This window comes from Streptomyces yangpuensis (genome assembly GCF_024666385.1).
GTDB classification, from domain to species: domain Bacteria; phylum Actinomycetota; class Actinomycetes; order Streptomycetales; family Streptomycetaceae; genus Streptomyces; species Streptomyces yangpuensis.
In genome coordinates, this window is record NZ_CP102514.1 from 4108928 (window position 1) to 4130254 (window position 21327).

Genomic DNA, 21327 nt, shown 5'->3' on the forward strand with positions numbered 1-21327 from the left:
GTGGGCCCGCGGTCAGGGCCGGTACGAGGCCACCAGGCGGGCCAGGTGCCGGCCCGCCACCAGCAGCGGGGTCCGGCTCCGGGTGACCTGTGAGGTCATTTCCGCGCCCTCCAGGGTGTTCACCACGGTGATCGCCAGGTCCCGCGCCTCCTCCTCCGGGTAGCCGGAGGCCAGGAGCTTCGCGGCCACCAGCTCCCGCCAGTTGGCGAAGGCGCGGGCGCAGGCCGCCTGCAGGTCGGGGAGGCGGCCGACCGTCTCCAGGGCGGTGGCCGTCACCGGGCAGCCGTCGAGCCAGTCGGACGCCTCCAGGGCCTCCGCGAGCAGGCCCGTGACCGCCTCCACGGCCTCCGCCGGGTCGGGGTGCGCGGTGAGGCCGGCGCGCAGCAGCGCGGCGAACTCCTCGTCGCCGAAGTGGATCGCGGCCACCGCCAGTTCCTGTTTGCCGCCCGGGAAGAAGTGGTACAGCGAGCCCAGCGTGGCTCCGGCCTCCCGGACGAGCTGTTTGACCGGGGTGTTCTCGTAGCCGCCGTGCTGCATGAGGCGGGAGGCGGTGCGGACCAGCCGCTCGCGCGTTCCCAGCTCTGTCGTCGTCCCTGTTGCCGCCATGGCCGGATCCTACCCGGAAAATTGGATAGAGCGCTCGTTCTAGTCCCGTGCTACGGTCGGACCGAGCGCTGGATAGAGCGCTCGTTCTAGCCATTCACTCCTGGGGGAGAGCTCCGTGAACAGCTCCGTGAACAGCACCAAGAACACCGAGAACACCAAGGTCACCGTGGTCGGGCTGGGCCCGATGGGCCGGGCCATGGCCGCCGCCTACCTCGACGCCGGCTACGAGGTCACCGTGTGGAACCGCAGCGCCGGCAAGGACGCCGAGCTCGTCGCCCGCGGCGCGCGCAGCGTGGCGGACATCGCCGCGGCCGTCGCGGCGAGCCCGCTGGTCGTCCTCAGCCTCATCGACGTGGAGGCCATGTACGGCACCCTCGGCGACACCGACCTCACCGGCCGCGTGCTCGCCAACCTCTCCTCCGACCTCCCGGACAAGGCCCGCGCGGCCGCACGGTGGGCCGAGGAGCGTGGGGCGTCGTACCTGACCGGCGGGGTCAACGTACCGCCCACCGGCATCGGCCAGGAGGGCTCCTCGATCTTCATCAGCGGCCCGAGGGCGGTCTACGACGAGCACCGCACGGCGCTCGACCTGCTCGCCGCCACCGACTACCGGGGCGCCGACCCCGGCTATGCGCAGCTCTACTACCAGCTCAACATGATCCTCTTCTGGACCGCCTACACGGGCTGGTACCAGGCGGTCGCCGTGGCCCGCGCCAACGGCCTGACGGCGTCCGACATCCTGCCCTACGCCGGCTACACCGCCGACACCATGCGCGGCTTCTACACCGGGAGCGCCGCGCTCGTCGACGCCGACGACCACCGCGGCGAGGAGGAGCGCCTGACGATGTGCGCCGCCAGCGTCGAGCACATCCTGCACACCGCGGCCGACTCCGGCGTGGACACCACGATCCTGGCCGCGCACGCCGAGCTGTACCGCCGCGGGGTCGACGCCGGCTTCGGCGCCGAGAGCAGCTCGCGGCTGATCGGACTGCTGGCCGCCGAGGCGGCCTGAGCGCGGGCGGGCCGGCGCCTCAGAACAGCGGCAGCTGCCCGGGGAACTCGGGCAGGACGAAGCCGTCCAGCGTCGGCGCGGAGGCGCCGATCACCACCCGCGCGCGGGATCCCGGGCAGGACACCAGATCCGCGCGGTCCCGCGGGGCGGGCGGGTCGTGGCGGGCGATGCGGCCGGCGGTGACGGCGCAGTCGCGGCCGCAGGCGGGGCAGGCCCGGCGGGGGGAGTGGGACATGCGCCAAGTCTGCCCTGCCGCACCGACATCAGGCCCGTGCCGGCTCCGCACCCGCCCGCCGCCGGCTCAGCCACACCTCGTGGACCCGTTCCACCCGGGCCCACAGGGCGGCCCGGTCGGCCGGGGTCAGGTCGCCGAGGTCCAGCTCGAAGAGCCCGCCCAGGACCGCGAGGAGTTCCTCCGGCCCGGACAGCACCCGCTCGTGCGCCTGCTTCCCGTGCTCCAGCCGGGTCAGGACCTTGCCGCGCAGGCTGTCCGCGCCGCCCGCGTCGCGGCGGAACACCGCGAAGACCCGCACGAAGGGCGACTCCTCGTTCGTGGACAGCCACGCGTGCATGGCCTCGAAATCGGCGGTCGTGGCCGGGGCGTCGCGGAAGTTCATCCGTGACGCGCCTCCCGCGGAGGCGAAGAAGGACCAGCCGGGGCCCTCGCCCTCCAGCGGGTCCAGCCGTTCCAGGGAGTAGGTGAAACCATTCTGCTCGTAGGTGCCGGCCCGCAGCGGCAGCGGCTCGTAGGGGCCCATGTCCCCGAGCCCGGCGTCCACCCAGTACTCGGCGCCCCCGACGCGTACGGTCAGCGCGAGGTGGTCGCCCCGGACCGCCCGCGACGCGGCGTCGGAGTTCACCGCGCCGAGGTGCCGGGTCACCTCATAGCCCAGGGACTCCAGGAGCAGGGCGAAGGCACCGTTCAGATGGAAGCAGTAGCCGCCCCGCCCCGCGGCGAACCGCCGCACCGACAGCTCGGGGTCGATGCCCGGCGGCCGGCCGAGCTGGATGTCGATGTTCTCGTAGGCGATGCGCTCCAGGTGCGCGCGCTGGAGCGCGAACAGGCCCTCCGCGCTGGGGGCGCCGAGGGCGGGTTCGGCGACGCCGAGGCGGCGCAGGTAGCCGTCGAAGAAGTCCGGTGTCATCCGGCCAGGCTAGGCGCGGAAGCCTCTACTCCCTTTGAATTACGGCTACTTGTCGATGTCGCCGACCACGAAGAACAGCGAGCCCAGGATCGACACCATGTCCGCGACCAGCTGCCCCGGCAGCAGCACGGCCAGCGCCTGGATGTTGTTGTAGGAGGCGCTGCGCAGCTTCAGCCGGTACGGGGTTTTCTCGCCCTTCGAGACCAGGTAGTAGCCGTTGATGCCCAGCGGGTTCTCGGTCCAGGCGTAGGTGTGTCCCTCCGGCGCCTTCAGGACCTTGGGCAGACGCTGGTTGACCGGCCCCGGCGGGAGCTCCTCCATCCGGTCCAGGCAGGCCACGGCGAGGTCGAGGGAGTTGTGGGTCTGGTCCAGCAGGCACTCGAAGCGGGCCAGGCAGTCGCCCTCGGTGCGGGTGACCACCTTCAGGACGTCCTGGAGCTCTCCGTAGGCCAGGTACGGCTCGTCGCGGCGCAGGTCGAAGTCGACGCCGGAGGCGCGGGCGATCGGGCCGGAGACCCCGTACGCGTGCACCGCCTCGGCGGACAGGACGCCCACGCCGCGGGTCCGGCCGCGGAAGATCTCGTTCCCGTGGACCAGCTTGTCGTAGACGTCCATCCGGGTGCGTACGTCGGCGATCGCGGCGCGGGCCCGGCCGAGCCAGCCGGCCGGGAGGTCCTCCTTGAGGCCGCCCACGCGATTGAACATGTAGTGCATCCGGCCGCCGGAGATCTCCTCCATGACGGCCTGGAGCTCCTCGCGCTCGCGGAACGCGTGGAAGATCGGGGTGATCCCGCCCAGTTCGAGCGGGTACGAGCCGAGGAACATCAGGTGGTTCAGCACCCGGTTCAGCTCGGCCAGCAGGGTCCGCATCCACACGGCCCGCTCGGGGACCTCCATGCCGAGCATCCGCTCGACCGCCATGACCACACCGAGCTCGTTGGAGAACGCCGACAGCCAGTCGTGCCGGTTCGCGAGCATGACGATCTGGCGGTAGTCGCGGGCCTCGAAGAGCTTCTCGGCGCCGCGGTGCATGTAGCCGACCACCGGTTCGGCGGCGGCGATCCGCTCGCCGTCCAGGACGAGGCGCAGGCGCAGCACGCCGTGCGTGGAAGGGTGCTGGGGGCCGATGTTGAGCACCATGTCGGTGCTCTCCGCCGCTCCGCCGATGCCGACCGTGGTCTCCGTCATGCGGGCATTGTCTCAGTCCTACGCTGGGGGGATGGATACGGGGACGAAGGGTGAGACGGGCGACCTGCGGTGGGTGGGCCTGCCCGGCGGGCTGCTCACCATGCGGCGGACGCTGCTCGCGTTCTGGTGCGGTCTGCTCGCGGTGGCGACGGCGGTGCTGCTCGGCCTGCTCGTGGGCCCGGTATGGGGGGCGGCCGGGGGGTTCTGGCTCGCCGCGGGGGCCTGGGGCTGGGTGCTGCTGGGCCGGAACTGGCGGTCCTGGCGGTACGCGGAGCGCGCCGACGACCTGCTGATCAGCCGCGGGGTGCTGTGGCGGGAGCAGACGGTGGTCCCGTACGGGAGGATGCAGCTGGTCGAGGTCACCTCGGGCCCGGTGGAGCGCCGCTTCGGCCTGGCGTCCCTGCAGCTGCACACGGCGGCGGCCGCGACCGACGCCCGGATCCCGGGGCTGGTGCCGGCCGAGGCGGAGCGGCTGCGCGACCGCCTCGCCGCGCTCGGCGAGGCAAGGTCGGCGGGCCTGTGACCGCCGGTCCGGTGGGCGACGGGGCTGCGGACGGCGGGGCGAGCGGCCCGGGTCCGGCGGGCGACGGGGCTGCGGACGGCGGGGCGAGCGGCCCGGGTCCGGCGGGCGGCGGGGCTGCGGGCGGCGGGGCGAGCGGTCCGGGTCCGGGGGACGGCGGCCCGGGTGCCCCGGTGGCGGGAGGCGGCGGGCCGGTGGCCGAGCGACGGCTGCATCCCTTCACACCGTTGCGCCGCGCCTGGGTGCCGATCGCCGCGACCGTCGGCGTCCTGGCCCAGCAGGGCGACCGCGCGGCGCGCTGGGTGGCGGACCTGTCCACGCTCCTGCGGCTGGTCACGCTGGCCGCAGTGCTGCTGGTGTTCGGCGTGTACGGGTTCCTGAGCTGGTGGTTCACCCACTACGCGGTGACCGACACCGAGCTGCGCATCCGCACCGGGCTGCTCTTCCGCCGCACCGCGCACATCCGGCTGGACCGGCTCCAGGCCGTGGACGTCACCCGGCCGCTGCTGGCCCGGCTGACCGGTGTCGCCAGCCTGCGGCTCGACGTGATCGGCGCCGAGGAGAAGGACCAGCTGTCCTTCCTCGGCGAGAAGGAGGCCGTCGCCCTGCGCGCCGAGCTGCTGGCCCGCGCCGCGGGCTTCGCCCCCGAGGAGGCGGTGCGCCTGGGCGAGGCACCGCAGCGCGAACTGCTGCGGGTGCCCCCGCGCGAGCTCGCGGTGTCGCTGATGCTCAGCCTCGGCGTCTGGGCGGCCCTGGCCGGCGGAATCGTCGCGCCGTTCGCCGTGTGGTGGTTCAGCTCCAGCCCGTGGGTGGCCGTCGCCACCCTGCTCCCGATGCTGGGCGCGGTGTGGGCGGGTACCGTCGGCCGCTTCCTCACCGAGTACGACTGGCGGGTCGCCGAGTCCCCGGACGGGCTGCGCCTGGACCACGGGATGCTGGACCGGGCCCACGAGACCGTGCCGCCGGGGCGCGTGCAGACCGTACGGATCGTGGAGCCGCTGCTGTGGCGGCGCAGCGACCGGGTCCGCGTGGAGCTGGCCGTGGCCGGATCGAAGAACGAGGTCCTGGTGCCGGTGGCCTCCCGGGCCGACGCGTACGCCGTGATCGCCCGGGTCCTGCCCGGGGTGGATCTGGCGGGCCTGTCCTACTCGGGCTCCCCGGACACCGGATCGCGCTGGGTGGTCCCGGTCTGGTGGAAGGGCTACGCCCTGGCGCTCTCCCCGGAGGTGTTCGCCGCCCGGCACGGCCGCCTGTGCCGCCGTACGGAGATCGTCCCGCACGCCAAGGTGCAGAGCGTCCGGTTCACCCAGGGCCCGTGGGCCCGCGCCCGTGGTGTCGCCGACGTCCACGTGGACACCGGCGCGAACGGCACGGTGACCGCCCGGCTGCGGCCGGCCGCCGAGGCCGCGCAGCTCCTGCACGACCAGGCCGCCCGCTCCCACACCTCCCGCGCGACGGCCCGCCCGGACCGCTGGATGACCTCCCCGGACCCCGACGCCTGACCCTGCCCGGCCTGGCACCCGCCGGCCCGGCACCCGTCGGCCCGGGCCCCTCGGCCCGGGCCTCCGGGGGCGGGGCAGGTGCCTGGGGGCGCCCGGCGGATCGGGGCCGGGTCCGGACAACCCGGCACGTCGGCCCTTATCAGGCCGTACCGGCTAGCCGGCGCCGCCGCCCGCGCGGACCAGGCCCGTCTCGTAGGCCAGGACCACGACCTGGACCCGGTCGCGCAGGCCCAGCTTGGTCAGGATGCGGCCCACGTGGGTCTTCACCGTCGCCTCCGACAGGACCAGCCGCGCCGCGATCTCGCCGTTCGACAGGCCCTGCGCCACCAGCAGCATGACCTCGCGCTCGCGCTCCGTCAGCCGCTCGATCTCCTTGTTCTCCGGTTCCTGCGTCGTCGTCGGCAGCATCGGGGCGAAACGGTCCAGCAGGCGCCGCGTCGTCGACGGGGCGACCACCGCGTCCCCGCTGTGCACCGAGCGGATGGCGCCCAGCAGCTCGGCCGGCGGCACGTCCTTCAGCATGAAGCCGCTCGCGCCCGCCTTCAGGCCCGAGAACGCGTACTCGTCCAGGTCGAAGGTGGTCAGGATGATCACCTTCGGGTGCTCCTCGGGCTCGCAGATCCGCCGCGTCGCCTCGACACCGTCGAGCCTCGGCATGCGGACGTCCATCAGCACCACGTCCACCTTCGTGGCCCGCAGCACCTCCAGAGCCTCCAGCCCGTCACCCGCCTCGGCGACGACCTCCATGTCCGGCTGGGCGGCGAGCACCATGCGGAAGCCGGTGCGCAGCAGGACCTGGTCGTCGACCAGCATCACTCGGATGGACATCAGTTACCTCGTCCTCGTCATCTCTTCTTCAGGGGCAGCAGTGCGCTGATCCGGAAGCCGCCACCGGGCCGCGGCCCCGCGTCCAGGGTTCCGCCGACCATACCGATCCGCTCGCGCATGCCGATCAGCCCGTGCCCGGCACCGTCCGCGCCGCCGTCCTCGTACAGCTCGTGGGCCGCGCCCCGGCCGTCGTCCTCGACCAGCAGGCCGAGCCCGTCGTCGAAGTAGACCAGCCGGACGCTGGCCTTCGCTTCGGGGCCGCCGTGCTTGCGGGTGTTGGTGAGCGCCTCCTGCACGATCCGGTACGCGGTCAGCTCGACCCCGCTGGGCAGCGGCCGCGGGGCGCCCTCGACCTCGAAGTCCACCGTCAGCCCGGCCGCCCGTACCTGCTCGACCAGGACCTCGATCTGCTCGACGTCGGGCTGCGGCACGTAGTCCTCGGACTCCTGCGGCTCGCCCGTGCGCAGGACGCCGAGCAGCCGGCGCATCTCGGCGAGGGCCTGGCGGCCGGTCCCCGAGATGGTCTGGAGGGCCTCCTTGGCCTGCTCGGGGGCCACGTCCATGACGTAGGCGGCGCCGTCCGCCTGGACCACCATCACCGAGACGTTGTGCGCGACGACGTCGTGCAGCTCGCGGGCGATCCGGGCGCGCTCGGCGGCCACGGCCACCTTGGACTGGGCCTCGCGCTCCTTCTCCAGCCGCTGGTTGCGCTCGACCAGCTGGGCGTAATAGGCCCGCCGGGTGCGCAGGGAGTCGCCCAGCACCCAGGCCAGGACGAAGGGGACGATCATGAAGACGGCGAAGAGGATGTTGTCGACGTCGTTGGTGCCCTTGTCCACGCCGTACCGCAGGAAGTAGAGCGGCGCGGCCACCAGCCCCCAGCCCAGCGCGGCGCGCGAGACCCAGCGCGGGACCTCGCTCGCGGCGACCGTGTAGAGGATCACGAACATGGCGATGTCGTAGAACCCGGCGACGATCCCCGCGGCCAGCTGAAGCAGGCCCGCCCCGAGGGTGAGCCAGAACATCGCCTGCGTCCACCTGCGGCGCAGCGCCAGGGCCGTGCTCAGCGCGATCACCACCGGGACGGCGACGATCTTCAGGGGCCGGCTGATGTCGGGCTCGCCCGTGACGTTCAGCATCGAGACCCCGAAGAAGAGCACAGCCCAGAAGCTGTCGACGCCCGTCGGGTGTCTGCGGAGGAAGTCGTAGAGGCGCTGCACGTAACCCAGAGTAGGGAACGGGGATAGGTGCTGGAGTCAACCAGAGGTCCGAACCTGACACCGGGGACATACTCCCCAAGGTGGAGGGTGAGCATAGCCTTCGGTGATGAGTACTCCTGGTGGACCCGGCGCGCCGGTCCGGTGGCGCAGCGCGATGGAAGCCGCGCTGTACGGGCCCGGCGGCTTCTACGTGCGTCCCGCGGGGCCCGGTCCCGCCGGCCACTTCCGTACCTCCGTGCACGCCTCCGCCCTCTACGCGGCGGCCGTGGCCCGGCTGCTGCGGTGGGTGGACGCGGAGCTCGGGCACCCGCGGGAGCTCGACCTCGTCGACATGGGCGCCGGGCGGGCCGAACTGCTGTCCGGGGTGCTCGCCGCGCTCGACCCGGAGACGGCGGCGCGGGTGCGCCCGTACGCCGTGGAGCGGGCGCCCCGGCCCGAGGGGCTCGACCCGCGGATCCACTGGACCGGGGAGCCGCCCGAGGGCGTGACCGGGCTGCTCTTCGCCAACGAATGGCTGGACAACGTCCCCCTCGACATCGCCGAGGACGGGTACTACGTACTGGTCGCGCCGGACGGTACGGAGAGCCGGGGCGGCCCGCTGGAGGACGCCGACCGGGCCTGGCTGGAGCGGTGGTGGCCGGGCGGCGGCCGCGCGGAGATCGGCCGCCCGCGCGACGAGGCCTGGGCGGCCGCCGCCCGGACCCTGGAGCGGGGCCTGGCGGTGGCGGTGGACTACGCCCACACCCGCCGGGCCCGGCCCCCGTTCGGCACCCTGACCGGATTCCGGGGCGGCCGGGAGGTCGCGCCGGTCCCGGACGGCGGCTGCGACGTCACCGCCCATGTGGCGCTCGACGCCTGCGCCGGGCCGGGAGCGGTCCTGCTGACGCAGGCCGAGGCCCTCACCGCCCTCGGCGTCTCGGGCGCCCGCCCCCCGCTCGCCCTGGCCTCCTCGGACCCGGTGGCCTACGTACGGGCCCTGGCCTCGGCCGGTGAGGCGGCGGAGCTGACCTCCCGCTCCGGCCTCGGCGCCTTCGGCTGGCTGGTGCAGCCGGTGGGTGTGCGGGCCTGGCCGCCCGCGGACTGACCGGGGGGAACGGAGGAAGAAGGGGCACGGACGGCGAAGGGGGCGCGACCCCCTGGGATCGCGCCCCCTCACCGTTGACCGTCCTTACTGCGTGACCTCGTCGTGGCCCGGGTGCAGACCGCCGCCACCGCCGCTGCCGCCGGGGGTCGGCGTCGAGACGACCGGCTTCGACAGCGGGGCGAGGTCGTGGGCGTAGTGCCCGACCGCGTCCGCGATGATGTCGACGTTGATGTCGAGCGCCTTCTGGTCGATGTTGGTGATGTCGTCACCCTTGCCGTGGTAGTTCACGTCGTAGGCGACACCTGCCTGGCCACCGAACTTCGCGGCCTCCTCGGGCGTCTTGATGCCCTCGGCGCCGGTGAAGGTGCCGCCGGACGGGATGCCCACCTCGATGAACGGGCCGTAGTCCGAGCGGCCGGAGAAGTCGGTGCCCGCGTGCGGGATGTTCTTCGAGTCGAGGAAGTCGGTGATCCCCTTCTCCAGCTGGGCGGAGCCCTCCGGGCCGGGGCCCGCGCCGACGCCGTCCGAGTCGTCGCCGTCGTACACGAAGTACGCGGCGTTCGGCGAGCCGATCATGTCGAAGTTCAGGTAGAGCTTGATCTGCTTCTTCTGCGCGTCCGTCAGGCCCCCGACATACGCCTCGGAGCCGAGCAGGCCGAACTCCTCCGCCGACCACCAGGCGAACTTGACCTTGTTCTTGACCTTCTTCTGCTCGCTCGCGAGGCGCTGGGCGACCTGGAGGATGCCGGCCGAGCCGGAACCGTTGTCGTTGATGCCCGGGCCGGCCGCGACCGAGTCGAGGTGCGCGCCGAGGAAGACGGTGTTGTTCTCGTCGCCGCCCTTGGTCTCGGCGATGACGTTGAAGGTCTTGCGGGTCTCGCGCAGCTCGCGGATGTCGAGGGTCAGCTCGACCGGACCGGCGGCGGCCTCGGCGGCCAGCTTCTCGCCGTCCGCCTGGGTGATGCCACCGGTGGGGACCTTGCCCGCGGTCGGGTCGCCTATCGTGCCGTTCAGGGCGCCCGCGGTGTTGTTGTAGATGACCGCGCCGACCGCGCCGGCCGCTGCGGCGTTCTGCTGCTTGGCGGCGAAGGTGCAGCCGCCGCGCTTGATCAGGGCGATCTTGCCGGTGAAGGCGCCGGCGGCGAAGTCGCCGGGCTCGCAGCCGTTGGTCCCGTCCGCGTCGACCGGGGCGACGGCGACCGGGGCGGTGACACCGCCCTCCGGGGAGTTCGCCGTGTAGGTCATCAGGTGGATCGGGACGTCGCGCCCGTTCGCGCCGTTGACCGTGAGCTTCTCCTCGAGCGTCTCGACGTAGACGAAGTCGAACTCGTTGCGGGTGACCGTGTAACCGGCCGCCTTCATCACGGCCTCGACGTACTTGGCCGACTGCTCGTGGCCCTTGGAACCGGCGGCGCGGTTGCCGTTGTTGTAGTCGGCGATCGACTGCAGGACCTTGAGGTGGTTGAAGGCTCCCTTGCCGGTCGCGTCCTTGACCAGCTTCCGGGCCAGCGCGTCGGCCCTGGCGGCGTCGCTCTGCGGGCTTCCGGTGGCACCGGCCGGTCCGGCGATCAGCAGGGGCGAGACGAGGGCCGCGGCTGCCAGGGCGGCGGTTGCTGCGGCTATACGGCGTGAGGGCATGAAGGTCCTTCCACGACTGGGCGAGCAGAGCAGAGCAGAGCGGAGCAGGGCAGAGCTGGACAGGGCGGAGCTGGGCACGACGGGCGGAACGAGGTGGATCCGGGCACGACGGGCGGAGCAGGGCACAGCACGGCGGAACGCGACGGACCGGACGTGCGGACGCGGTGCGCGTTACGTGGGCGAACAGTGAGCGCACGTTAGACAGCAAGTGGCCATCATGGCCAGAGTTTTCGCTGATTTCGGTTTATGAATTCCGTATATCGGTGACTCTGGGCCGGTCGAATCCAGCCAACCACCTGCTGGTTGGCGCTATCGGAGGATGCCCTCGATGAAGTCGGCGCCGATACGGGCGACCGTACCCAGATCCAACTGGTGCTGGGCATAACGGCCTTGCCTTCGCGTATGCATCAGACCGGCCTTTTTCAGGACGGCCAGGTGCCGTGACACCTCCGGCGCGGTGATCCCGTGCACGTTCGCCAGCTCGCTCGTCGTGTAGGGGGCCCGGGCCAGACTCCGGCACAGCATCATCCGCATCGGGTGCGCCAGGGCCTCCATCCGCAGCTGGAGCAGCTCCACCGAGCCCGGCCCGGAGGCCGGCTCGGGGGTGCCGAGCGGATAGTGGACCACCGGCCGCCAGTCCGGTGCGTGCAGCACCAGCAGATGCGGCCAGCCGAAGTTGGTCGGTACGAAGACGAGGCCGCTGCCTATTCGGGGATCGGTCGCCGTCGCCGTCCCGTGGACCATCTTGTCGGCCGTGATGGTGGTGAGGCCCTCGTCGACGCTCAGGGCCGTCGAGACGTCCTTCAGCGCGGCCGCCAGGCCCCTGCGGCGCAGCAGCTCGGCCTTGTGCCGGGCGTCGGCGCTCTGCCCGGGCTCCAGGCGCTCCCACGTCTGCGCGAAGAACGCCTCGTCGCAGTCCTCCAGGAGCCGCCTGAGCCACACCCGCACGGCAGCGGTGTCGTCCAGCAGCCGCACGGAGAAGGCCAGCTGGCGCGGCCCGCGGGCGGCGGCCAGCTCCAGCGCCCTGGCCCGGGCCGACGGGTCCTTCAGCGGCGAGGGCCCGCCGCCCTCGTTGTAGAGCGCCAGCCGGCAGTGCTCCAGCGCGGCCCCCACGAACCGCTCGTCGTCCAGCCGGTCGAGTACGTCGAGCTCCTCGGCCAGCGTCGCCGCCGGCAGCCCGGCCTCCCCGGGGATCCCGGCGAAGGGCATGAAGATGTCGGAGAAGGAGCTGCGCCACAGGAAGTCGGCCTCCAGCAGACGGTCCGCGAGACACGGATCGAGCGAGGCTGAGGTGGCGGTGGTCCAGGAGCTGAGCCGCGGGTGGTGGGCCGGCTGCGAGAGCGCGTGCAGGGCCATGCAGAGCTCCGCGAGCGGGGAGGGCGCGAAGACGATCCGTTCGGCGGGGAGCCCGGCGATGTCGATGGTGACGCTCATCGGGCCATTCTGTCCGTTCCCGCACGTCGGGGACGTCCGGCCCGGCCACTCCGCGCCGCCGTACGGGTGGCCGTACGGGCCCTCGTCACGGCCGCCGGACGAGTGATCGTCACCGCCCGGGGCGGCCGCCGGACGGGACGGTTGACGCGGAACGTCAACCGTCGTGCGCGACGGGGCCGACGGGGTGAGGGTGGAGGGATGACAGCGATCGAGCAGTACCTCATGGACACCTACCGCGCGTCCCAGCACGGGGACCCCATGCCCCCGCCGCCCGGCCGCGACGACGTGGCCGTCGTCCGCGCGGCCCGCTCCTACCAGCAGTTCCGCGCCGTCCTGGACGGCGGCGAGGCCCGCCACCCCTGGAGAGCCGCCCTGCGCCGCATACTGACCCGCCCCCGCCCGTGCTGAGCCGTACCCGGGAGTGACCCGTGGCCGCCGGACGGTGGCTGCCGCCAGGGGCAGACGTCCGCCCTTGCCCGGCCCCGGCTCAGCCCTGTCGCCCCTGCGGGGCAGCCTGGACCGCCTGGAGGAAGGCCGTCCACGCGGCCGCGGAGACGGTGAGGTGGTCCTTGGCGGGGTCGGCGCTGCCGGCCACCTTCACGGCCGCGTCCGGGGCGGTCGTCGCTACGTGCACACAGGCCTCTCCCTCCTGGCAGAACGACGACTTTCGCCAGCTGGGCCGAGTCATGGGGCTTCTCCGTTCACAGGGCGCGCAGGATGCTGTGGATGAAGTCCCGGCTCTTGCCGCATGTGAGGGCCGCGCCCTCCATGCGGTCCAGAAGCAGCCGGTACTTGGCGAGCTGGGCCTCGGCGTCGACCAGTGCCGGGCCGTGGGACTGGTCCAGGTGGACGGTGTCGAGCTGCGGCACCGGCCCGTGGACGTAGTAGATCGACTGGCCCGACCCGGGAAAGGAACCCGCGTCGAAGGGGATCACCAGAATCCGGACATGGCTCAGCTCCCCCATCTCCAGCAGGTGGGCCAGCTGGGCCCGCACGACGGCGTGCCCGCCGAACTTCATCCGCAGGGCCGCCTCGTGGATGATCGCGGTGTACGGGACCGGGTCGTCGCGGTGGAGTACCTCCTGCCGCTTGATGCGGTGAGCCACGCGCTGCTCCACGTCGCCCTGGGGAAGCGGCGGCAGCACGTGCCCGAAGATCTCCCGGGCGTGTTCCGCTGTCTGTAGCAGGCCGGGCACGTGGACGGTGTAAGCGGCGCGCAGCGCCAGGCCGTGGTGCTCCAGCTCGGCGAGGTCGAGGAGGCCGGGCGGCAGGATCCCCCTGTACTGCTCCCACCAGCCCTTCGTGCGGTCGCCCGCCATGGCGGCCAGTGCGTCGACGAGCAGGGGGTCACAGACGGAGTACACCTGCGCCATGGCGTGGACGCGTTCGGGGCTGACTCCGAACCTGCCGGTCTCCACATTGCTCAGCTGGCCCTGGCTGGTGCCGAGTTGACGGGCAGCCTCGGTCGACGTGAGCCCGGAGCGTTCTCGCAACTTGCGCAGCTCAACGGCGACGCGGATGCGTCGGGCCGTCAGTGCTACCCGCCCCGCCATCGCACTCCCTTCCGGCGACTGTCTCACTCACACGAGCGAAGGAACGCCTGGATCTCCCAGCATTCGCGCAAATAACACTTGCTCGCCCCTAATCTGGGACGCAGGCCACCCCGCCCGGAAGTACCCCGCTCGACGGAGCGGCACGGTCACCGGGCAGCACGAACGACGAGACCAACACCCCTCCGTGATCGGAGACTTCCATGCCTGCCACCGTATCTCCGTCGTGGGCCTACAGCCTGCAACTCCCGCAAGATCCCCGTGCTCCCGGCCTCGCCCGCCAGACCCTGCGGTCCGTGCTGCGGACACACGCGATGAGCGCACTCCTGGATACCGCCGAACTGCTGGCCGGTGAGCTGCTGGCCAACGCCTACCTCTATTCCGACGGTCCGTACACCCTCCGGCTCCGGGCCATGGGGTCCACCCGGCTGGGTGTCAGCGTCTGGGACAGCAATCCGCACATCCCTCCGCCCTTCGGAGCGGATCCTCGCGCCGAGGCACCGCCGTCGGGTGCCGAGCGGGGCCGCGGGCTGTTCCTCGTACGGGCGTACGCCGCGAACTGGGGCGGCTACCCGCTCGGTGGGACGGGGCTGTACGGGGAGGCCGGGGGGAAGCTGCTGTGGGTCGAGGTCCGCGCCTGACGGGGCCGGGACCGCACCCACGGGGTACGGCCCCGGTCCCGGCGGCGTCACTCGAAGTTCGGCGCGTTGCGCTGGTACACCAGCCGCAGCCCGATCAGCGTCAGCCACGGCTCGTGGTCGTCGATCACCGACGACTCGCCCAGCACCATCGGGGCCAGCCCGCCGGTCGCGATGACCCGGACGTCGTCCGGATCGCCGTTCGGCCCGGCCAGCTCCTTGGCCATCCGGGCCACGACCCCGTCGACCTGACCCGCGAAACCGTAGATCACGCCCGACTGCATCGCCTCGACCGTGGACTTGCCGATCACGTGGCGCGGCCGGGCCAGCTCGATCTTGCGCAGCTGCGCGCCCCGCACGCCGAGCGCCTCCATCGAGATCTCTATCCCCGGGGAGATCACCCCGCCCACGTACTCGCCCTTCGCGGACACCGCGTCGAAGGTGGTCGCCGTACCGAAGTCGACCACGATCGCCGGACCGCCGTAGAGCTCGACCGCCGCGACCGCGTTGATGATGCGGTCCGCGCCGACCTCCTTCGGGTTGTCCATCAGGATCGGCACGCCCGTCTTGATGCCCGGCTCCACCAGCACCGCCGGCACGTCGCCGTAGTAGCGCCGGGTGACCTCGCGCAGCTCGTGCAGGACCGACGGCACCGTCGAGCAGATCGCGATGCCGTGGATCCCGTCGCCGAGCTCGCTGCCGAGCATCGGGTGCATGCCCATCAGGCCCTGCATCAGCACGGCCATCTCGTCGGCCGTGCGCCGCGGGTCGGTCGAGATGCGCCAGTGCTCGACGATCTCGTCACCGTCGAACAGGCCCAGGACCGTGTGGGTGTTGCCTACGTCGATGGTGAGGAGCACCGGTTACACCGCCTCGCGCAGGTCGAGACCGATGTCCAGGATCGGCGAGGAGTGGGTCAGCCCGCCGACCGCCAGGTAGTCCACGCCGGTCTCCGCGTACGCCCGGGCGGTGTCCAGCGTGAGGCGGCCGGAGGACTCCAGCACCGCCCGGCCGGCCACCAGCGTGACGGCCTCCTCGGTCTCCGGGACCGTGAAGTTGTCCAGCAGGATCAGGTCGGCGCCCGCGTCCAGGACCTCGCGGACCTGGTGCATCGTGTCGACCTCGACCTCGATCGGGACCTCCGGGAAGGCCTCGCGCACCGCGGTGAAGGCCTGCGCGACACCGCCCGCGGCGACCACGTGGTTGTCCTTCACCAGCGCCGCGTCCGACAGCGACATGCGGTGGTTGACACCGCCGCCGCAGCGGACCGCGTACTTCTCCAGCGAACGCAGGCCCGGCGTCGTCTTGCGGGTGTCGCGGACCTTGGCCTTCGTGCCCTCCAGCACGTCCGCCCAGCGGCGGGTGGCCGTCGCGATGCCCGAGAGGCGGCACAGGATGTTCAGCGCGCTGCGCTCGGCCGTCAGCAGGTCGCGGGTGCGGGCGCGGACCGACAGCAGCACCTCACCGGCCTTGACGGTGTCGCCGTCCTCCGCGTGCCGCTCCACCTCGAAGGCCTCCGTGCACACCACGGAGAACACCGCCTCCGCGATCCGCAGGCCCGCGACGACACCGTCCTCACGGGCGACGAAGTCGGCGATGGCCTCGGCGTCCTCGGGGACCGTGGCCACGGTGGTGACGTCCACGCCGCCGTCGAGGTCCTCGGAAAGCGCCATGTGGGCGATGTCCTCGACCTCGATGGGGTCCAGGCCCGCGTCCGCGAGCAGCTCGGCGAGCGCCGGGTCGAGGCCGCTCTCCTCGCCGTCGCCGCAGGCGCAGTCGTCGCCGCAGCCGCCGTCGTTCTGGTCGATGAGGGGAAGTTCGGGGGTGCTCACGGTCACTGCTCCAGGCTCGGGGTGCTCAGGGGGTGCACGGACGGGAAGTCCGCGGAGTCGGTGGGTACGACGACCAGGGCCCGCTTCTCGGTGGCCGAGAGCCGGACCACCAGGTGGCGGCGCCACCGCGCATCGTCCCGGTCCGGGTGGTCCTCGCGCCAGTGGCAGCCGCGGGTCTCCGCGCGCCGCTGCGCGGCGGCGACCAGGACCCGCGCCACGCACAGCAGGTTCGTCGCCTCCCAGGTGTCCACACCCGGGACGGCGGTCTTGCCGTGCGTCTCCAGCGCGGTCAGGGCGGTGGCGTACAGCCCTTCCAGGGCCTCGGCCGCCGCGGCCAGCGACGCGGCGGAGCGCAGGACGCCCGCGCCCTCCGTCATGATCCGCTGGATCTCGTGGCGGGCCTCGGCGGGCTGCAGCGGCCCGGTCGAGGGCACCGGCACGCCGGGGCCGCCCCCGCCGTACTCCTGCGCGGTGATGTCCTCGGCGATCCGCTCGGCGAAGACCAGCCCCTCCAGCAGGGAGTTGGAGGCGAGCCGGTTCGCGCCGTGCACGCCCGTGCAGGCGACCTCGCCGCAGGCGTACAGGCCGGGGACGGTGGTGCGGCCGTGCAGGTCGGTCCGTACGCCGCCGGACGCGTAGTGCGCGGCGGGCGCCACCGGGATCGGCTCGGTCACCGGGTCGATGCCGTGCGAGCGGCAGGCGGCCAGGATCGTGGGGAAGCGCTGCTCCCACATCTCGGCGCCGAAGTGCCGGGCGTCCAGGTACATGTGCTGCGCGCCCTGCTCCTGCATGCGGCGCATGATGCCCTTGGCGACGATGTCGCGCGGGGCCAGCTCGGCGAGCTCGTGCTGCCCGACCATGAAGCGCACGCCGTCCGCGTCGACGAGGTACGCGCCCTCGCCCCGCACGGCCTCCGACACCAGCGGCTGCTGCCCCTCGGCGTCCGGGCCGAGGAACAGCACCGTCGGGTGGAACTGCACGAACTCCAGGTCGGAGACCTCGGCCCCGGCGCGCAGCGCGAGCGCCACGCCGTCGCCGGTGGACACCGACGGGTTGGTCGTCGCGGAGAAGACCTGGCCCATGCCGCCGGTCGCCAGGATCACGGCGGGCGCGTGGACGGCGCCGACGCCGTCGTGCTGGCCCTCGCCCATGACGTGCAGGGTGACACCGGCCGTACGGCCCTGCGCGTCCTGGAGGAGGTCGAGGACGAGCGCGTTCTCCACGGTCTCTATGCCCGCGGCGTGCACGGCCTCGACCAGCGCCCGGGAGATCTCGGCGCCGGTGGCGTCACCGCCCGCGTGCGCGATCCGCCGGCGGTGGTGGCCGCCCTCGCGGGTCAGCTCTATCTCCCCGGTCTCGGCGGAGGTGTCGAAGACCGCACCGGTGTCGATCAGCCGCCGCACCGCGTCGGGGCCCTCGGTGACGAGCAGCCGTACGGCCTCCTCGTCGCACAGGCCGGCGCCCGCGACCAGGGTGTCGTCGAGGTGCTGCTCGGGGGTGTCGCCGTCGCCGAGAGCCGCGGCGATGCCGCCCTGGGCCCAGCGGGTGGAGCCGTCGTCGAGCCGGGCCTTGGTGACCACGACGGTACGGCGGCCCGCGGCCGCGCAGCGCAGCGCGGCGGTCAGCCCCGCCACGCCGGATCCGACGACCACGACGTCGGCGTCCAGGGACCAGCCGGGCGCCGGCGCGTGCAGCCGTATGCCGGTGCTGCCTGCGGGGCCTCTGCCAGGGGTGCTCACGAGTGTGCTCCGAATTCCAATGGGATGTTGTCGATCAGCCGGGTCGTGCCCACCTTCGCGGCGACGGCCAGCACGGCCTGCCCGGTGAAGTCGGGACCGGCCTCGGTGAAGTCCTGCGGATCCACCAGAGCCAGGTAGTCCAGCACGAGCGGCGGCTCCGAGCGGGCCGCGTCGGCCAGTACGTGGGCCGCCGCGGCCCGGACCGCGTCCGGCAGGCCTGCGCAGGCCGCCGAGACGGCGTGCGCGTCGGCCGAGGCGCGGATCTCGCCCAGCCGGGCCAGGGCGGTGGCCCGCTCGTCGGTGGCCGGGGCGGCCTCGGCGCGGGCCCGCAGCGCGGCCTGCGCCGCGAGCCGGTCGCGGCCCGCGAACAGGGCCCGGGACAGCGCCAGGGCGGTCCGCCGGTCCGCGGGGGAGAGGTAGCGGTTGCGGGACGACAGCGCCAGCCCGTCCTCCTCGCGGACGGTCGGTACGCCGACCACCTCGACGGGGAAGTTCAGGTCCGTCACCATCCGCCGGATCAGGGCCAGTTGCTGCGCGTCCTTCTGGCCGAAGAGGGCCAGGTCGGGCCGGGTCAGGTGGAGCAGCTTGGCGACGACGGTCAGCATCCCGTCGAAGTGGCCGGGCCGGGTGGCCCCTTCCAGGCGCTCGCCCATCGGGCCGGCACTGATCCGCACCTGCGGGTCCCCGCCCGGGTAGACCTCGTCGACGGCGGGGGCGAACACCGCGTCGGCGCCCGCCTCTTCGGCGATCGCCAGGTCCGCGTCGAGGGTGCGGGGATAGCGGTCGAGGTCCTCGCCCGCCCCGAACTGCAGCGGGTTGACGAAGACGGTGACGACGACCTGCCCCTCGGGCCCGGCCGCCGCACGGGCGGAACGGATCAGCGTGGCGTGACCCTCGTGGAGGGCGCCCATGGTCATCACCACGGCCCGCCGCCCGGTGCGCGGCAGCTTGTGCAGCTCGTCGGCGGTGTGCAGCAGCAGCTCGGTCACTGGTCGCCCCCGTCAGGGTCCGTGTCGGCGAGTACACCGAGCAGGTCCTCGGCGAGTTCGGGCTTGAGCAGCCCGTGGGCGAGGGCCCGGTCGGCGGTGGTGCGGGCCATGGCCAGGTATCCGGCGACCGTGCCCGGCGCGTGCCGGCGCAGCTGGGAGATGTGCGCGGCGACCGTACCGGCGTCCCCGCGGGCCACCGGCCCGGTCAGGGCCGCGTCCCCGGAGCGCAGGGCGTTGTCGAGGGCCGCGCCGAGCAGCGGGCCCAGCATCCGGTCGGGGTGCGCGACCCCGGCCGTGCGCAGCAGCTCCAGGGACTGGGCGACCAGGGTGACGAGGTGGTTCGCGCCGAGGGCCAGCGCCGCGTGGTAGAGCGCGCGGTTCTCCTCCGCGATCCACTCGGGCTCCCCGCCCATCTCGATGACCAGGGCCTCGGCGGCCAGCCGCAGCTCGTCGGGGGCGGTGACGCCGAAGGAGCAGCCGGCCAGCCGCTGCACGTCGACCTCGGTGCCGGTGAAGGTCATCGCGGGGTGCAGGGCCAGCGGCAGGGCGCCGGCGCGGCGCGCCGGGTCGAGCACGGCGGTCCCGTACCGGCCCGAGGTGTGCACGAGCAGCTGGCCGGGCCGGACCGCGCCGGTCTCCGCGAGCCCCTCCACGAGCGACGGCAGCGCGTCGTCGGGGACGGTCAGCAGGACCAGGTCGGCCAGCTCCAGCACCTGCGCGGGCGGCACGAGCGGTACATCGGGCAGCATGCGGGCGGCGCGGCGCACGGAGGCGTCGGACACTCCCGACACGGCGACGGGCCGGTGGCCCGCCTGCTGGAGCGCTACGGCCAGTGCCGGGCCGACGCGGCCCGCCCCGACGACGCCGACGGCGAGCCGGGCAGGGCGTGGCTGCTGTGATGGATTCACGCGGGGAATGCCTTCCGTTCCAGTCCGCAGGGGTACCGGACGATACGCCGCCATGCTAGCCCGTGAGGCTCTTGGCCGGTCGGGGACGAGCGGCGAGGATCAGGGGCCATGAGCGACAGCAACGAGGAAACGCGGCGCGACGAGCGGCTCGCGGCGGCCTGGCGGGCGGCGGCCACGACCCTGACCCGCGGTCCGCGCGAGGCCACGGTGGGTGAGTGTCTGGCGCGGCTCGCCGAGGGTCCGTACGCCTACGACATGGACGCGCCGGCCGACATCTACGGCGACGGGATCGTCGAGGAGCTGGAGCGGCGGGTCGCGGAGCTGCTCGGGACGCAGGATGCCGCGTTCTTCCCCAGCGGCACGATGGCGCAGCAGGTCGCCCTGCGCTGCTGGGCCGGCCGGACCGGGAACCCGGTCGTCGCGCTGCACCCCATGAGCCACCCCGAGATGTGGGAGGGCGACGCCCTCTCGACGGTCTCCGGGCTGCGGGTCGTCCACCCCACGACCGAGCCGCGCCAGCCGACCCCGGAGGAGGTCGCGGCCGTCCGGGAGCCCTTCGGGACGCTGATGCTGGAGCTGCCGCTGCGCGAGGCCGGGTTCCTGCTGCCCACCTGGGAGGAGCTGGTGGCGCTGGTGGAGGCGGGCCGGGAGCGGGAGGCGGTGATCCACTTCGACGGGGCCCGGCTGTGGGAGTCGACGGTCCGCTTCGGCCGCCCGCTGCCGGAGATCGCCGGGCTCGCCGACTCCGTGTACGTCTCGTTCTACAAGTCGCTGGGCGGGCTGAGCGGGGCGGCCCTGGCCGGCCCGCGGGATTTCGTGGAGGAGACCAGGGTCTGGCGCCACCGCTACGGCGGCCAGATCTTCCGGCAGTTCCCGCAGGCCCTGTCCGCGCTGGCCGGACTGGACCGGGAGCTGCCGCGGCTGCCGTCGTACGTGGCGCAGGCGCGCATGGTGGCCGGGGCGCTGCGCGAGGCCTTCGCGGCGTCCGGCGTCCCGTGGTCGCGCGTCCACCCCGAGGAGCCGCACACGCACCAGTTCCAGGTGTGGCTGCCCCACGACCCGGACCGGCTGACGGACGCGGGGCTGCGGCAGGCGGAGGAGACCGGCACGGTCCTCTTCCGCCGCTGGTCGGCCGGGGGACCGCCGGGCCTCGCGGTGACCGAGGTGGACGTCACCGGGCCGGGCCTGTCCTGGACGGAGTCCGACGTCCACGAGGCGGTCTCGGCCTTCGTGTCCCGCATCTGACCCCGGCCCGGGGGCGGGTACCGGCCTCGGTGGCCCGGGTCCGACGACGCCCGCGGGGCCGGAACCAGCCCCGCCGCGGCCCGTCGGCGCGGGTCCGGCCGGCACCCGCCGAACGGCCGCCGGCCTGTGACGGGCCGGCACCGCCGTGTATCACCCGGACCCCCGCAGGGCCGCGGCGACACGCCGAATTGCGTGAAAGTCGCCGGTGAGGGCCGGCTGCGGAGTTACCGTCCCTTGACCGCATTTACC

At 73.3% G+C, this 21327-nt stretch carries 22 protein-coding genes; 7 read left to right on the forward strand and 15 right to left on the reverse strand.

Annotated elements, in window-relative coordinates; all coding sequences use genetic code 11:
* Window positions 1-12 precede the first annotated feature (12 nt).
* Window positions 13-606, reverse strand: a complete 594-nt coding sequence (locus tag NRK68_RS18775; protein ID WP_183066650.1) for a TetR/AcrR family transcriptional regulator — start codon at window positions 604-606, stop codon at window positions 13-15.
* A gap of 184 nt (window positions 607-790) precedes the next feature.
* On the opposite strand from NRK68_RS18775, the gene NRK68_RS18780 reads away from it, so the two are divergent.
* Complete coding sequence (locus NRK68_RS18780) at window positions 791-1618, forward strand: NAD(P)-dependent oxidoreductase (protein ID WP_183066723.1); 828 nt, start codon at window positions 791-793, stop codon at window positions 1616-1618.
* A 19-nt stretch (window positions 1619-1637) separates the two neighbouring features.
* Here NRK68_RS18780 and NRK68_RS18785 read toward each other — a convergent pair whose 3' ends face one another.
* The 3 genes from NRK68_RS18785 to NRK68_RS18795 are packed head-to-tail and all read right to left on the reverse strand — an operon-like array spanning window position 1638 to window position 3951.
* The gene (locus NRK68_RS18785) at window positions 1638-1853 is read right to left on the reverse strand and encodes a hypothetical protein (RefSeq protein WP_046777919.1); all 216 of its coding nucleotides are present in this window, start codon (window positions 1851-1853) and stop codon (window positions 1638-1640) included.
* 28 nt (window positions 1854-1881) lie between these two features.
* A complete protein-coding gene (locus NRK68_RS18790; RefSeq protein WP_257856270.1) occupies window positions 1882-2763 on the reverse strand; it encodes an arylamine N-acetyltransferase family protein in 882 nt (293 codons plus the stop codon).
* A gap of 45 nt (window positions 2764-2808) precedes the next feature.
* Entirely contained in the window at window positions 2809-3951 is a 1143-nt protein-coding gene (locus NRK68_RS18795; protein ID WP_183066652.1) for an NADH-quinone oxidoreductase subunit D, read from the reverse strand.
* A gap of 31 nt (window positions 3952-3982) precedes the next feature.
* On the opposite strand from NRK68_RS18795, the gene NRK68_RS18800 reads away from it, so the two are divergent.
* Together NRK68_RS18800 and NRK68_RS18805 are read left to right on the forward strand one after the other, a co-directional pair.
* Window positions 3983-4474: a PH domain-containing protein gene (locus NRK68_RS18800; protein ID WP_257856272.1), complete on the forward strand. Its 492-nt coding sequence runs from the start codon at window positions 3983-3985 to the stop codon at window positions 4472-4474.
* Between the two features lie 191 nt (window positions 4475-4665).
* Window positions 4666-5973 (forward strand): PH domain-containing protein, encoded by a 1308-nt coding sequence (locus tag NRK68_RS18805; protein ID WP_373023621.1) that lies wholly within the window; start codon window positions 4666-4668, stop codon window positions 5971-5973.
* Between the two features lie 153 nt (window positions 5974-6126).
* On the opposite strand, the gene NRK68_RS18810 is transcribed toward NRK68_RS18805, so the two are convergent.
* Together NRK68_RS18810 and NRK68_RS18815 are read right to left on the reverse strand one after the other, a co-directional pair.
* Window positions 6127-6801 carry a response regulator transcription factor gene (locus NRK68_RS18810; protein WP_030656452.1) on the reverse strand — a complete coding sequence of 225 codons (675 nt, stop codon included), beginning with the start codon at window positions 6799-6801 and terminating at the stop codon, window positions 6127-6129.
* A 17-nt stretch (window positions 6802-6818) separates the two neighbouring features.
* Window positions 6819-8021, reverse strand: a complete 1203-nt coding sequence (locus NRK68_RS18815) for a sensor histidine kinase (RefSeq protein ID WP_183066655.1) — start codon at window positions 8019-8021, stop codon at window positions 6819-6821.
* 106 nt (window positions 8022-8127) lie between these two features.
* Between NRK68_RS18815 and NRK68_RS18820 the strand changes: the two genes are divergently transcribed.
* On the forward strand, window positions 8128-9105 hold the full coding sequence (locus NRK68_RS18820) for an SAM-dependent methyltransferase (RefSeq protein WP_257856274.1): 978 nt from the start codon (window positions 8128-8130) through the stop codon (window positions 9103-9105).
* An 84-nt stretch (window positions 9106-9189) separates the two neighbouring features.
* Here the strand turns inward: NRK68_RS18820 and NRK68_RS18825 are convergent, their stop codons facing one another.
* On the reverse strand, window positions 9190-10743 hold the full coding sequence (locus NRK68_RS18825; RefSeq protein ID WP_183066656.1) for a M28 family metallopeptidase: 1554 nt from the start codon (window positions 10741-10743) through the stop codon (window positions 9190-9192).
* Window positions 10744-11052: 309 nt separating this feature from the next.
* A complete protein-coding gene (locus NRK68_RS18830) occupies window positions 11053-12177 on the reverse strand; it encodes a DUF5937 family protein (RefSeq protein WP_257856275.1) in 1125 nt (374 codons plus the stop codon).
* Between the two features lie 198 nt (window positions 12178-12375).
* On the opposite strand from NRK68_RS18830, the gene NRK68_RS18835 reads away from it, so the two are divergent.
* Entirely contained in the window at window positions 12376-12585 is a 210-nt protein-coding gene (locus NRK68_RS18835; protein ID WP_183066658.1) for a hypothetical protein, read from the forward strand.
* A gap of 79 nt (window positions 12586-12664) precedes the next feature.
* Here NRK68_RS18835 and NRK68_RS18840 read toward each other — a convergent pair whose 3' ends face one another.
* Together NRK68_RS18840 and NRK68_RS18845 are read right to left on the reverse strand one after the other, a co-directional pair.
* Window positions 12665-12865, reverse strand: a complete 201-nt coding sequence (locus NRK68_RS18840) for a DUF397 domain-containing protein (protein WP_257856276.1) — start codon at window positions 12863-12865, stop codon at window positions 12665-12667.
* A 13-nt stretch (window positions 12866-12878) separates the two neighbouring features.
* Entirely contained in the window at window positions 12879-13730 is an 852-nt protein-coding gene (locus NRK68_RS18845) for a helix-turn-helix domain-containing protein (protein ID WP_183066660.1), read from the reverse strand.
* Window positions 13731-13930: 200 nt separating this feature from the next.
* Here NRK68_RS18845 and NRK68_RS18850 point away from each other — a divergent pair, with 200 nt between their 5' ends.
* On the forward strand, window positions 13931-14368 hold the full coding sequence (locus tag NRK68_RS18850; protein ID WP_257856277.1) for an ATP-binding protein: 438 nt from the start codon (window positions 13931-13933) through the stop codon (window positions 14366-14368).
* Window positions 14369-14415: 47 nt separating this feature from the next.
* Here the strand turns inward: NRK68_RS18850 and NRK68_RS18855 are convergent, their stop codons facing one another.
* Genes NRK68_RS18855 through NRK68_RS18875 form a run of 5 tightly spaced genes read right to left on the reverse strand, consistent with a single transcriptional unit; the run spans window position 14416 to window position 19887 of the window.
* Window positions 14416-15225, reverse strand: coding sequence for a type III pantothenate kinase (locus NRK68_RS18855; protein ID WP_030656442.1), 810 nt, complete (start codon window positions 15223-15225; stop codon window positions 14416-14418).
* A 3-nt stretch (window positions 15226-15228) separates the two neighbouring features.
* Window positions 15229-16197, reverse strand: a complete 969-nt coding sequence (gene nadC, locus NRK68_RS18860) for a carboxylating nicotinate-nucleotide diphosphorylase (RefSeq protein WP_183066725.1) — start codon at window positions 16195-16197, stop codon at window positions 15229-15231.
* A 2-nt stretch (window positions 16198-16199) separates the two neighbouring features.
* Window positions 16200-17936, reverse strand: a complete 1737-nt coding sequence (locus NRK68_RS18865; RefSeq protein ID WP_257856279.1) for an L-aspartate oxidase — start codon at window positions 17934-17936, stop codon at window positions 16200-16202.
* Complete coding sequence (gene panC, locus NRK68_RS18870; RefSeq protein WP_183066663.1) at window positions 17933-18925, reverse strand: pantoate--beta-alanine ligase; 993 nt, start codon at window positions 18923-18925, stop codon at window positions 17933-17935. Before panC ends, NRK68_RS18865 begins: the two co-directional genes overlap by 4 nt.
* Window positions 18922-19887, reverse strand: coding sequence for a Rossmann-like and DUF2520 domain-containing protein (locus NRK68_RS18875; protein ID WP_259656628.1), 966 nt, complete (start codon window positions 19885-19887; stop codon window positions 18922-18924). The genes panC and NRK68_RS18875 overlap by 4 nt, the downstream gene beginning before the upstream one ends.
* Before the next feature lie 54 nt (window positions 19888-19941).
* On the opposite strand from NRK68_RS18875, the gene NRK68_RS18880 reads away from it, so the two are divergent.
* Window positions 19942-21078: a threonine aldolase family protein gene (locus NRK68_RS18880; protein ID WP_183066664.1), complete on the forward strand. Its 1137-nt coding sequence runs from the start codon at window positions 19942-19944 to the stop codon at window positions 21076-21078.
* The last annotated feature ends 249 nt before the right edge of the window (window positions 21079-21327 follow it).